Annotated in this window: 11 protein-coding genes; 1 reads left to right on the plus strand and 10 read right to left on the minus strand. The window is 71.1% G+C overall.

Annotation, left to right across the window (positions count from 1 at the left end; translation table 11 throughout):
• Positions 1–4 precede the first annotated feature (4 nt).
• From IE209_RS05445 to IE209_RS05455, 3 genes are read right to left on the minus strand one after another with little or no spacing between them, the layout of a single operon-like run.
• Positions 5–1,006: an ABC transporter ATP-binding protein gene (locus IE209_RS05445; RefSeq protein ID WP_189685957.1), complete on the minus strand. Its 1,002-nt coding sequence runs from the start codon at positions 1,004–1,006 to the stop codon at positions 5–7.
• Entirely contained in the window at positions 1,003–1,980 is a 978-nt protein-coding gene (locus tag IE209_RS05450; protein WP_189685958.1) for an ABC transporter ATP-binding protein, read from the minus strand. The genes IE209_RS05445 and IE209_RS05450 overlap by 4 nt, the downstream gene beginning before the upstream one ends.
• 24 nt (positions 1,981–2,004) lie before the next feature.
• Positions 2,005–2,835, minus strand: coding sequence for a GntR family transcriptional regulator (locus IE209_RS05455; protein WP_189685959.1), 831 nt, complete (start codon positions 2,833–2,835; stop codon positions 2,005–2,007).
• 152 nt (positions 2,836–2,987) lie between these two features.
• Between IE209_RS05455 and IE209_RS05460 the strand changes: the two genes are divergently transcribed.
• Positions 2,988–3,209, plus strand: a complete 222-nt coding sequence (locus tag IE209_RS05460) for an acyl-CoA carboxylase biotin carboxyl carrier protein subunit (protein WP_082551361.1) — start codon at positions 2,988–2,990, stop codon at positions 3,207–3,209.
• A gap of 7 nt (positions 3,210–3,216) precedes the next feature.
• Here IE209_RS05460 and IE209_RS05465 read toward each other — a convergent pair whose 3' ends face one another.
• From IE209_RS05465 to IE209_RS05495, 7 genes are all read right to left on the minus strand, one after another.
• Entirely contained in the window at positions 3,217–4,659 is a 1,443-nt protein-coding gene (locus tag IE209_RS05465; RefSeq protein ID WP_189685960.1) for an MATE family efflux transporter, read from the minus strand.
• Positions 4,656–6,365, minus strand: coding sequence for a class I adenylate-forming enzyme family protein (locus IE209_RS05470; protein WP_189685961.1), 1,710 nt, complete (start codon positions 6,363–6,365; stop codon positions 4,656–4,658). Before IE209_RS05470 ends, IE209_RS05465 begins: the two co-directional genes overlap by 4 nt.
• Position 6,366: 1 nt before the next feature.
• On the minus strand, positions 6,367–7,197 hold the full coding sequence (locus tag IE209_RS05475) for an enoyl-CoA hydratase (protein ID WP_189685962.1): 831 nt from the start codon (positions 7,195–7,197) through the stop codon (positions 6,367–6,369).
• A 20-nt stretch (positions 7,198–7,217) separates the two neighbouring features.
• Complete coding sequence (locus IE209_RS05480; protein WP_189685963.1) at positions 7,218–8,090, minus strand: MaoC family dehydratase; 873 nt, start codon at positions 8,088–8,090, stop codon at positions 7,218–7,220.
• Between the two features lie 23 nt (positions 8,091–8,113).
• On the minus strand, positions 8,114–9,184 hold the full coding sequence (locus IE209_RS05485) for a phosphotransferase family protein (RefSeq protein ID WP_189685964.1): 1,071 nt from the start codon (positions 9,182–9,184) through the stop codon (positions 8,114–8,116).
• A 715-nt stretch (positions 9,185–9,899) separates the two neighbouring features.
• Positions 9,900–11,234: a vWA domain-containing protein gene (locus IE209_RS05490; RefSeq protein WP_189685965.1), complete on the minus strand. Its 1,335-nt coding sequence runs from the start codon at positions 11,232–11,234 to the stop codon at positions 9,900–9,902.
• Positions 11,234–12,190 carry an AAA family ATPase gene (locus IE209_RS05495; RefSeq protein ID WP_189685966.1) on the minus strand — a complete coding sequence of 319 codons (957 nt, stop codon included), beginning with the start codon at positions 12,188–12,190 and terminating at the stop codon, positions 11,234–11,236. Before IE209_RS05495 ends, IE209_RS05490 begins: the two co-directional genes overlap by 1 nt.
• Positions 12,191–12,204 lie beyond the last annotated feature (14 nt).

Below are 12,204 nucleotides of genomic sequence, written 5' to 3' on the forward strand. Positions count from 1 at the left end.
GCGCTCAGGGGCCTTGCCGTGTCGGCGGCCCGTCGGCCGTGGCGTAGTGGCAGGCCGCCCAGTGCGCGGGCCGCAGCTCGCGCCAGGCCGGCGCCTCCGCTGCGCAGCGCGGTTGCGCGCTGGGGCAGCGCGTGCGGAAGCGGCAGCCCGAGGGCGGGTCGATCGGGCTCGGGATCTCGCCCTGCAGCACGATGCGCTTGCGGCTGCGCAGGTGCGCGGGCAGCGGCACCGGGTCGGCCGACATCAGCGCCTCGGTGTAGGGGTGCAGCGGGCGTTCGCCGACCGCCTCGGTCGGCCCGAGTTCCATGAGCCGGCCCAGGTAGGTCACGGCGATGCGGTCGCTCACGTGCGAGACCACCGACAGGTCGTGCGTGATGAAGACGTAGGTCAGCCCCAGTTCGCGCTGCAGGTCGGCGAACAGGTTGAGCACGTCGCCGCGGATGGACACGTCCAGCGCCGCCACCACCTCGTCGCAGACGATGAGCTTGGGCTGCAGCGTGAGCGCACGCGCGATGTTGATGCGCTGCTTCTGCCCGCCCGACAGCATGTGCGGGTAGCGCTGTGCGTACTCGGCCGCGATGCCGACCCGGTCCAGCGCCTGCAGCGCGCGGCGCTCGCGCTCGGCCGCCGTGAGGCCACCGGCGATCTCCAGCGGCTCGCAGACGCTGTCGAGCACACGCTGGCGCGGGTTCAGCGCGGCATGCGGGTCCTGGAAGATGATCTGGTAGTCGCGCCGGTGCGTGCGCAGCGCGCGTGCGCCCAGCGTCTGCGGGTCCACGCCAGCGTGCAACACCTGGCCTTCGGTCGGCGCCAGCAGCGACACCAGGGCCCGCCCCAGCGTGGTCTTGCCCGAGCCCGACTCGCCGATGATGCCGAAGGTCTCGCCGGCCTGCACGTCGAAGCTCACGCCGTCGACGGCATGCACGGTCTGGCCGCGCTCGGGCAGCGGGAAGCGGATGGCGAGGTCGCGCACGCTGAGCAGCGGCGCCGCTGCGGCGGCAGTCAATTCAGCACCCCTGGCAGGCTGAGTTCGGCGGCGCGTTCGCAGCGCGCCAGGTGGCCGGCCTCGACCTGCCGCGCCACCTGCTCCTGGCTGCAGTGCGGCAGCGCATGGTCGCAGCGTTCGCGGAAGCGGCAGCCCGCGGGCATCTCGCTCGGCGAGGGCACGCGGCCGCGGATCGAGGGCAGGACCCCGCGCCGCGGAGCCAGCCGTGGCAGCGAGCGCAGCAGGCCCGAGGTGTAGGGATGGCGCGGCCGCACGAGCGCGGCGTCGACCGGGCCGTCCTCGACGATCTCGCCGGCGTACATGGTCAGCATGCGCGTGCAGACCTCGGCCACCACGCCCAGGTCGTGGCTGATGAACATCAGCGCCGTGCCCGCACGCTCGCTGAGCTCGCGCAGCAGGTCGGTGATCTGGGCCTGCACCGTGACGTCCAGCGCGGTGGTGGGCTCGTCGGCGATCAGCAGCTTGGGCTCGCAGATCAGCGCCATGGCGATCATCACGCGCTGGCGCATGCCGCCGGAGAACTGGTGCGGGTATTCGTCGAAGCGGCGCGCGGGCGAGGGAATGCCGACGCGCGCGAGCCCTTCCACCGCGCGCTCGCGCGCCTCGGCCGCACTGACCGGGAAGTGGCAGCGGTAGGCCTCGGCGATCTGGTGGCCGATGCTGAACACCGGATCGAGCGCCGTCATGGGCTCCTGGAAGATCATCGCGATGTCGCGCCCGCGGATGGCCTGCATGCGCGACTCGGGCAGGCCGACCAGGTCCTGCCCCTGCATCAGCACGCGGCCTTCGATCACGGTGTTCTGCGGCGGCAGCAGCCGCAGGATGGACAGGCCGGTGACCGACTTGCCGCAGCCGCTCTCGCCCACCACGCCGAGCCGCTCGCCCGCCGCGATCGAGAAGTTCAGCTTGCGCGTGACCGCCACGCGGCCATGCGCGGTGAGGAAGGACACGGAGAGATCCTGGACTTCGAGCATGGTGCGGTGGTGTCGTTCGAAGCCTCAGAGCACCTGGCGGCGGAAGGCGTCCGCGTCGTCGGCATCCAGGAGGCCCAGGTAGTGCAAGACCTCGTCGCGGGTGTTGCTCATGATCTTGCGCATCAAGGCCTCGGCGCCGTCCACGTCGCTGGCGCGGATCGTCTCGAGCAGCCGCGCATAGTCTTCGTACGTCGCAGTGCGCCGCGCCGAGCTCTCGTAGTCCGGCGGCGCGGGCTTGACCCACAGCATGCGCCACAGCGCATCGTGCGGCAGGTCGCGGTAGGTGGTCTGCAGCACCTTGGGGCTGCGGCAGGCGGCCAGCAGGCCCATGGCCACGCGGCCCGTGGCCTGCGCGAAATCGAGCAGCGAGGGCTTCTTCTGCCCGGCCAGCTTGCGCAGCTGCGCGAGGCGCGGATCGACCTCGGCGAGGCCGGACTTGTCAGGGTTGCGCGAGAGGTAGCGCACCGCCAGGCCCAGCAGCACGCCGCGCACGTTGAAGATGTCGGCGATCTCGTTGTGCGAAAGGTGGCGCACGCGCGCGCCGCGGCGCGCCTGGATCTCGATCAGGCCCTGGCGTTCGAGGATGCGCAGCGCATCGCGCACGGGGCCGCGGCTGACCGAGAACATCTCGGCTACGGCCTGCTCGCCGACGCGCGCGCCGACCGCATGGCGGCCTTCGAGGATGGCCTGGCCGAGCTGCTTGGCAATCTGCTCGCCGGTGGTGGCGGTGGTGGCGGCCCTGGTCGTGGTGGGGGTCTTCGCGGCCTTGTGCAGGGCACGCCCCCTCGACGTTCCAGCGGTGCTGGACGAGACCTTTGCAGCGGCTTTGGCGGGGGTCTTGCGGGCGTGTGGCATCTCTGACATGCACCTTGGCGCGTCGATTCTAGGAATCAGATGCCTCCATTGAAACTGTCATTTGTTAACAATTTCGGAGTGTTTTCCCCTATGTCTCGCGGACCCGTGCGCCGGTCCAATCGAGCGGCCATTCGCACTGGAGACACGACACCATGGGCATGCACCGCATCGAATCCCCCGTCACAGGAAAAGTCTGGAAGCTGGAGCGCCAGGTCGGCGACCAGGTCGCCGCCGGCGACACGCTGCTGATCCTCGAATCCATGAAGATGGAGATCCCGCTGGACGCCACCGCCAACGGCGTGCTGCAGCAGCTGCTGGTCGGCGAAGGCGACGAGGTGCAGGAGAACCAGGTGCTGGTCATCGTCGCGTCCTGATGCGCCGCTACTCGCCGTAGTGCGTGTCGGCCACGGAGGCCGCAGCGGCCGTCGTGCCGGCCAGTGGGCTCAGCATCAGCGGCCGGCGCCGCCAGCCGCCCCAGCGGTAATAGGCGCAGGCCAGCAGTGCCGAGCTGAGGCTGCCGAACGGAAAGCTCCACCAGATCGCATCGCTGCCCAGCCAGGGCTCCAGCCCCGCCGCGAAGGGCACGCGGAACACCCACATGGTGACCACGAAGATCAGCGTGGGGGCCAGCATCGCACCGTTGGCCCGCACCACGGCGAACAGGCCCATGGTGATGGACAGCGCGACCCAGCCCCACAGCGTGATGAAGTGGATGCGGCGCGCCTGCGCCAGCACCTCGCCGCCCGCGTCGTCGGCGCGGATGAACAGGCGCAGCGGCAGCTCGTCGAAGGCCGCGCCCAGCGCGTAGATCACCAGCAGGGCCGTGGTCGAGACGGCCAGGCTGGCCAGGCAGCCACGCAATGCGATCTGCTCCACGCGCGGCCAGCGGCCGGCGCCGATGTTCATCGCCGCCATGGCCGACATGGAGGCCGCCAGCGCATTGCCCGGCACCTGCACGTAGGTCCACAGCTGCGCCGCGCCCGCGTAGGCGGCGGCGGTGGCGGCGCCATGGCGGTTGACCAGGCCCAGCAGCGCAAAGTACGCACCCTGCGTGACGACGGACTCCAGCGCCATCGGCACGCCGCGGCGCAGCATGAGCAGCAGCAGCGCGCGCTCGGGCCGCAGGTGGCGGATGTCGTCGCCGTGCAGCGCGATGGGCAGCCGGCGGCGGTACACGGTGCCCAGCAGTGCGGCCAGCGCGGCACCGGCACTGAGCAGATTGGCCAGGCCCACGCCCGCGATGCCCAGCACGCGCAGCAGCAGCGGCACCAGCAGCAGCGACAGCACGATCCAAACGAGCGTGAAGCGGAACGGCGTGCGCGAATCGCCGGTGCCGCGCAGCATCATCACGAGCACGAGGTAGACGAAGATCGCCGGCATCGACAGGCAGGTGAAGCGCAAGTGCATCACGGCGTAGCCGCGCGCCTGCAGCGGCGTGCCCAGCGCGTCGATGATGGGCGGCGCCAGCGCCCAGCCCGCCGCGGCGACCAGCAGCGAGAAGCCGACCACGAAGGCCAGCGCGCAGCCGGCCACGCGCTTGACGGCATCCATGTCGCCCGCGCCCAGTGACTGGCCGATGGCCACGCCGGCGGCCGTGCCCATGCCCATCACGGCACCCATCAGCATGAAGACCAGCACGGCCGCCGTGGCCACGGCCGGCAGCGCGTTGGCGCCCAGCAGCTGGCCGACCCACAGCGCGGCCCAGGTGCTGGAGGCCGCGTGCAGCAGGTTGGTGGCCAACAGCGGCAGCGCGAAGCGCATCAGCACGGGCGCGATCGGCCCGGCGACGAAGCGGCTGGCCAGGGCGTGGGAGGGCGCGCTCACACGCCGGCGGTGTGGCCTTGGTGCTCGGCCAGCGCGTCCTCACGGATCTGGCGCTTGAGGATCTTGCCCGAGGGCGTGCGTGGCAGCGGGCCGGGCGCGATGCGGATGTAGCGCGGGATCTCGAAGCGCGCCAGGTGCTGCGCCAGGAAGCTGCGCAAGCTCTCCGCATCCAGGCCCGGTGCACCGTGCACGGTCGCACCGACCTCCTCGCCCATGCGCTCGTCGGGCACGGCGTAGACGGCGGCCTCGTGCACGTCCGGGTGCATGAGCAAGGCCGCCTCGACCTGGCCGCAGCCGATGTTCTCGCCGCCGCGGATGATGAGGTCCTTGATGCGGTCGACGATGAACAGGAAGCCGTCGTCGTCGATGTAGGCCACGTCGCCGGTGCGGAACCAGTCGCCGTCCACGAAGCTGCGTGCATTGGCATCGGGCCGGTTCCAGTAGCCCGGGAACACCGAGGTGCCGCGCACCAGCAGCTCGCCGCGCTGGCCGGCCGGCAGGGTCTTGCCCGTCTCGTCGACGATGCGCAGCTCCAGCACCAGCGCGCAGCGGCCGGCGCTGGCGGGGCGGGCCAGGTAGTCCTCGCCGCCGATGCCGGTGCCGATGGCGTTGGTCTCCGTCATGCCCCAGCCGGTGTTGGGCAAGGCCTGGCCGAAGCTCGCGCCGATCTGGCGCACCTGCTCGGGCGCACGCGGCGCGCCGCCGCCGCCCACGGTGACCAGCGTGTCCAGGCTGAGCTTCTTCTGCCGGGCCACGCGCACGAGGTCGCCCGTCATCGCGGCCGGCGCGTTGACCGAGGTCAGCCGCTCGCGCGCGATGAGCTCCGCCGCCTGCTCGGGGTCCCAGCGGTACATGGCGACCACGCGCCGCTGCAGGCGGTAGCTGGCAAGGTAGGACGCATGCAGCCCCGACACATGGAACAGCGGAATGGCCAGCAGCGTGCCGGGTTGCGGCGCTGGCACGGCGGGCGGCTCCAGGCCGGCCACGCGTTCGGCCACCGCGCGGTCGAGCTCCCAGGACAGCAGGGCCGACAGGATGTTGCGGTGCGTGGACACCACCCCCTTGGGATGGCCCGTAGAGCCCGAGGTGTAGAGGATGGTGGCGTGGTCATCGGGCGCGATGTCTGCGGCAGGCATGGGCACCTCGCCCACGGCGTCCGTCAGCTCCCGCAGCGCACGCACGCCCGGGGGCCGTTCCAGCGTGCGCACGGCCAGGCACTGCAGCTGCGGCAGCGCGGCGCGCACCTGGGGCTGCGTGAGCCGCGCCAGCCGTTCGGCATCGGCCAGCACCACCTTGGCCCCGCAGTCCTGCAGGCCATAGAGCAGTTCGTCGGCCTGCCAGTGGCCGTTCATGGCCACGGCCACGGCGCCGATGCCCGTGATCGCGCAGAAGGCCAGCACCCATTCGGGGTAGTTGCGCATGGCGATGGCCACGCGGTCGCCCGGGCGCACGCCGCAGTCGTGCACAAGCACATGGCCGATGCGGCTGGCCGCGCGCCAGGCCTCGGCGAACGTCATGCGCTCGTCCTGGTAGACCAGGAAAGGCCGGTCGCTGGCCGTGCTCTCGTACAGCGCGCGCAGTGACCTCGGGGCGTTCGTGAACACGCGCACCTGGCGGCCCAGCGCGGTGGCGTCTTCCAGTGCATAGGGCATGCCGGGCGCCGTCAGCGCGGCGATGGCTTCGGCGCGGGTCGTGGGTTGGGCCATGTCAGCGGCCGTTGAAGACGGGTTCGCGCTTGGCGACGAAGGCCTTGGTCGCTTCGCGGTGGTCCTCGGTCTGGCCGCAGTGGATGTGGTGCGTGGCCTCCAGGTCCATGCAGTCGTCGACCTCGCCGGCCAGCGCGCGGTTGAGGTTCTCCTTCATGTAGCGGTAGGCGACCGTGGGGCCGGTGGCCAGGCGCAGCGCGAGCGCGCGCGTGCGCTCGGCCAGTTCCTCGGGCGCGCAGACCCAGTTCGCGAGGCCCAGGCGCAGCGCCTCGTCGGCGCCCACGCGCTCGGACAGGAAGTACAGCTCGCGCGCCTTGGCGGTGCCCACGAGCTGCGTGAGGAAGTAGCTGCCGCCGTAGTCGCCCGAGAAGCCGACCTTGGCGAAGGCCGTGGTCATGACGGCCGTGCTGGCCATGATGCGCAGGTCGCAGGCCAGGGCCAGCGCGAGTCCGGCACCGGCCGCCGCGCCGGGCAGCGCGGCCAGCGTGGGCTTGGGCATCTTGAATAGCTTGCCGGCCGTGGCGCGCTGGTTCACGCGCTGGCGGTGGATGGCCTGGTCGATGGTCTGCGCGCCCACGGTGCCGTCGCCGCTGGCGGCCATGCCCTTGACGTCGCCGCCCGCGCAGAAGCCCTTGCCTGCGCCCGTCAGCACGATGCAGCGCACGGCGTGGTCGAACTCGGCCAGGGCCAGTTGCTCCTGCAACGCGGTGTTCATGGCACGGCTCATGGCGTTGCGCGCCTCGGGCCGGTTCAGCGTCAGCGTCAGCACGCCTGCATCCAGCTCGGCCAAGAGGTCGGGCGTGCCGGTGTCGATCACGGTGGGTTCGGACATGAGGGTGCTCCTGGTGGGGTTCAGTGGTGGCGGAAGCTGGCGTTGGAGACGACGGTCTTGTCGCCCACCCGCCCTTCGAAGACCAGTTGGCCGGGGCCGTCGTGCCAGCCCACGATGCGCAACCGGTCGCCCGGGTAGACCGGCGAGGAGAAGCGCAGGCCCAGCGCATGGAAGCGCGCGGCGTCGCCGCCGCACAGCGCGCCCAGCAGCAGCTGGCCGCAGTGGCCGTAGGTGCACAGGCCGTGCAGGATGGGCTGCTCGAAGCCGCCGAACCGTGCGGCGGCGGGATCGATGTGCAGCGGGTTGTAGTCGCCCGAGAGCCGGTAGATGTGGGCCTGGTTGGGCGGGATGGCCACCGACAGGTCGAGGTCGGGCGTGCGGTCGGGCATGGTCAGCTTGGCCGAGCGTGCGGTGCCCGCGCCCTCGAAGGGTGCGATGTCGCCCAATGCCGCCACGCCGCGCCGGAACGAGCCGCTGACCATGCGCACGCAGACGCGGCCGGAGGCGTCGATGACCTCGGCCTCGACCTCGGCGAAGGCCGCGCCGCGCGGGCGTGGGTGCACCGACAGCAGCCGCGCGCGCACCTGCACCTGGCCTTCGGTGGGCAGCGGTGCCAGCTGCTCCAAATAGCGCTCGGCGTCCAGCATGAGCGGGCCCGGCGAATTCGGGATGGCATCCGTGTCGAGCTTGAGGCCGGCCGCGCCCCAGCGGATCGCGAAGGTCGGGAACACGGCGAACTGCGGGTGCTGCTCGTAGACATGGCGCAGGTCGCTGCAGCCGATGCCCACGGCGTACAGCAGCACGTCGCGCTGCGTGTAGGCGATGGAGACCGGATCGCTCCAGGGGCCGGGTTGGTCGTCGGGCAGCAGTGCGCGCGGGCGGTAGGTGGGCATGGGTTTGTCTCCTTTGGTGTCGTTCAGGCCTGTTGCGCCTGCTGCGCCCATTGCCAGGCACGCCGCGCGCGCGGCGCGGCGCTGGCGCCGGCCGCCCTGGCCTGGGCGCTGGACGCCGTGCCGGCCTCCACGCGCTTGGCAATGCCCTGGGCGATGGCGGCCAGGCGGAACAGGTTGTAGGTCATGTAGAACGACCAGTCCTGGCGCAGCACCTCGGGCGTGCTGAGGCCGCTGTTCTCGCAGTACATGGCCATGTAGGCGTCGAGCGAGGGAATGCCCAGCGCGGCCAGGTCCAGCCCCTCCAGCCCGCGCTGCGTGGACGGCTCCACATGCCAGACCATGCAGTGGTAGCTGAAGTCCGCGAGCGGGTGGCCCAGCGTGGACAGCTCCCAGTCCAGCACGGCCAGCACGCGCGGCTCGGTGGGGTGAAAGATCATGTTGTCGAGCCGGTAGTCGCCGTGCACGATGCAGGCCTGGTCGTCGCGGCCGCTGGCCGGGATGTTCTGCGGCAGCCATTCCAGCAGCGCGTCCATCTCGGGGATGGGCTGCGTGATCGAGGCCTGGTACTGCTTGCCCCAGCGGCTGATCTGGCGCTCCAGGTAGTTGCCGGGCTTGCCGAAGCCGGCCAAGCCGCGCTCGGCGTAGGGCACGCGGTGCAGCGCGGCGATCACGCGGTTCATCTCGGCGTAGTGGGCCGTGCGTTCGGCCGGCGCCATGCCGGGCAGGGCCGGGTCCCAGAGCACGCGGCCTTCCACGTGTTCCATGATGAAGAACACGCGGCCGATCACGGATTCGTCGCTGCACAGCGCGAGCATGCGGGCCACCGGCACGCCGCTGCCGTGCAGGGCCTGCATCACGGTGTACTCGCGCTCCACGGCGTGGGCGCTGGGCAGCAGCTTGGCCGCGGGGCCGGGCTTGGCGCGCATCACGTAGCGCTGGCCGGGGGTGACGATGCTGTAGGTGGGGTTGGACTGGCCGCCGGGGAACTTGCTGACGGTCATGGGGCCGGTGAAGCCCTCGACGTTTTGCTGGAGCCAGCGGTGCAGGGCGGCTTCGTCGAAGCCGTGGTCAGTCGTTGTGGTGGTGTCGGTCATGTCGGTTGTCCGTGAAGGGCCAGAGCCGAGCGAAGCGATGGCCCGTGCGTGACCCCGCTCCTGGGGCCCCTGTGCCCACGCCGAGGAGCGCAGTGGACTGGGCGGCGCGGGGAACCTCGCGCTTTGTCATCTGACTCATTGCACTTGTTCGAGCTGAACGAACGCAGTGAGTGGTGCGAGTTGTGCAATGCGCCCAGGCCGCGAGCACCGCAGGTTGCCCGGAGCGCCAGCGGAGGGACGTGGGGACCGGGGTCGCCCTTTCTTTGGTTACTTTCTTTCGGCGAAACGAAAGAAAGTGACTGCGCTGCCGGGCGCACACCCCGGCCTCTGGTGCCCGCAAATAGCACTACGGTGGATTGAAGTGAGGAGGTGGGGGCTTCTCCCCCACACCCCGACTTACTTTCTCTTGCTTCGCCAAGAGAAAGTAAGCAAAGAGAAGGCGACCCCGGTGCCCCTGTCCCTCCGCTGGCGCTCCGGGCAACCTGCGGTGCTCGCGCCATGGGCTGCATTGCGCAACTCGCTTCGTTCACTGCGTTCACTGCGCTCGGACAAGCGCAATGAGTCAGATGTTGAAGCGCGTGGTTCCCCGCGCAGCCCATGGCGCTGCGCTCCTCGGCAGGGGCACAGGGGATTTTTCGATCCGGGCCATCGCTGCGCTCGGCCTTGGTTTCGGGCCATTGCTTCGCTCGGCCGCGGGTTGCGGTGGTTTTCCGCATCAGTGGTACGCCTCCAGCGCCTCGTCCAGCGTGCGCTCCAGGTCCGCCGCCGTCGCGCAGTGCGACATGCTGGTGCAGTACGGGCGGTAGCGCAGCATCGCGCTGTCGCCCATGCCCCAGCGGCCCTCGGCCTCGGGGCAGAGCCACACCACGCGCTTGGCGCGGCCGGCCAGTTCGGCGAACAGGTCGAGCCGCGGATCGGCACCGTTGCTGCGGCCGTCGCCGAGCACGATCACCGTGGTGCGGCGATCGATGGCGTCCCAGTGCCGGTCGTGCAGATCGACCCAGGCCTGGCCGTAGTCGGTGGAGCCGTTGCCGACCTCCTTGAGGATCAGCGCCATCGCGTCGTCGAAGGGCAGCTTCTCCAGCGGCTCGGCCACGTCCTGCAGGCGGTTGGAGAACGCGAAGCTGCGCAGGTCGCCCACGGCATCGTGCAGCGCGTAGAGGAACAGCAGCAAAAAACGCACATGCGAGGCCACCGAGCCCGAGACGTCGCAGACCGCCACGATGCGCGGCTTGTCGCGGCGGCGGTGCTTGAAGGCCAGCGTGACGGGCACGCCGTCGTGGCCGGCGTTGGCGCGCATGGTGCGCCGCAGGTCCAGCTGGCCGCGCAGCTCCACGCGCTGGCGGCGGGCGTGGCGGGCCGCCAGCTTGCGCGCCATGCGCGCGACGGCTGCCTTCATGCGCTCCATCTCGGCCGGCGCCATGCGGCCCAGTGCGCGCGTGACCACCACCTCGGTCATGAAGGCCTCGGTGGCGGGCTTGCCGAAGATGGCGTAGCGCTGCTGCACCACGGCGCGGGCCTGGCGGCGCAGCTGGTCGCGCGCGGCCTCCAGGGCCTGCACCTCGGCCTGGGCTTCGGGGTTGGCGCGCTGCGCGGCGATCCGCGCTTCGAGCGGCGCGATGCCCAGCGCGTCCAGCGTCTGGCGCGCGTAGTAGCCGGTCTGCGTGGCGAAGCGGATCTCGTCCACGCCGGCGCTGGTGGCGGCCCGTTCGAGCGCAGCCGCCAGCGCGTCGCCGCCCTGCCCGCCCGGGCCCGGCTCGGCCAGGGCCAGCAGGGCATCGACCTCGGCGTCGCCCGTGCGCAGCGGCGCCGCCGCCTGTTCCGTGGCCACAGCCGGCGGCCGGCCGAAGTACAGGTCGAACACCTCGTCGTGGATCTGCTTCTCGTCCTCGGACTTGGCCAGCACCAGGCCCAGCGCGGCCTTGAGGCCGGCGCGGTCGGCATAGCCCACGAGTGCCAGCGCGCGGGCCGCGTCGATGGTCTCGGCCGTGGACGCTTCGGCCCCCGCGGCGCGCAGCGCGCGCACGAAGCCGGCGAGGATGCTGTCCATCAGCCGGCGGCCAAGGCGGCCTGGGTCATCTTGGCGAGCCGGCCCTCGACTTCGCGCACATCGGTCTCGCGCTTGAGCAGCACGCCCAGCGTGTCGCGCACGGCCTGCTCGTCGAGCACGCTGGCATGCAGCAGCAGCAGCGTGCGCGCCCAGTCCACCGACTCGGCGATGGAGGGGGGCTTGCGGATGTTGTCGGCCCGCAGCGCCTGCACGAAGGCCACGAGCTGGGCCAGCAGCCGGTCGGCGATGCCGGGCACGCGCGCGCGCAGCACGCGCTGCTCCAGCGCGGCGTCGGGAAAGCCGATGTGCAGGTGCAGGCAGCGGCGCTTGAGCGCGTCGCCGAGTTCGCGCGTGTTGTTGGAGGTCAGGATGACCAGCGGCGGCACCTCGGCGCGGATGGTGCCGATCTCGGGGATGGTGACCTGGTAGTCGGCCAGCACCTCGAGCAGCAGGGCCTCGAAGGATTCTTCGGACTTGTCGATCTCGTCGATCAGCAGCACGCTGCCGCCGGGCTGCTCCATGGCCTGCAGCAGCGGGCGCGGTTCCAGGAAGTCGCGCGAGAAGAACAGGTCCTGAAAGCCCGCGAGCTTCTTGAACGCGCCGTCCAGCGAGTCGGCAGCGTCCACCAGCAGGCCGATCTTCTCCTTGAGGATCTGCGTGTAGAGCAACTGCTTGCCGTACTTCCACTCGTACAAGGCTTTGCTGTCGTCCAGGCCCTCGTAGCACTGCAGGCGCAGCAGCTCGAACTGCAGGGCGCGCGCGGCCGAGACCGCCAGTTCGGTCTTGCCCACGCCGGCCGGTCCTTCGATGAGCACCGGCTTGCGCAGGTGGTGGGCCAGGTACAGCGCGGTGGCGATGGGGCGCGAGGCGATGTAGCCCACGCCTTCGAGCAGGGCGGTGACGCTGTCCACGGACGCGAGGCCCGCTGGCGTGCTGGGGGGGAGTGCTGCGTTCATCCGGCCAGTATGGA

Origin of the sequence: Pseudorhodoferax aquiterrae (assembly GCF_014652235.1) — a bacterium.
In the GTDB taxonomy this organism is placed as follows: domain Bacteria; phylum Pseudomonadota; class Gammaproteobacteria; order Burkholderiales; family Burkholderiaceae_C; genus Pseudorhodoferax; species Pseudorhodoferax aquiterrae.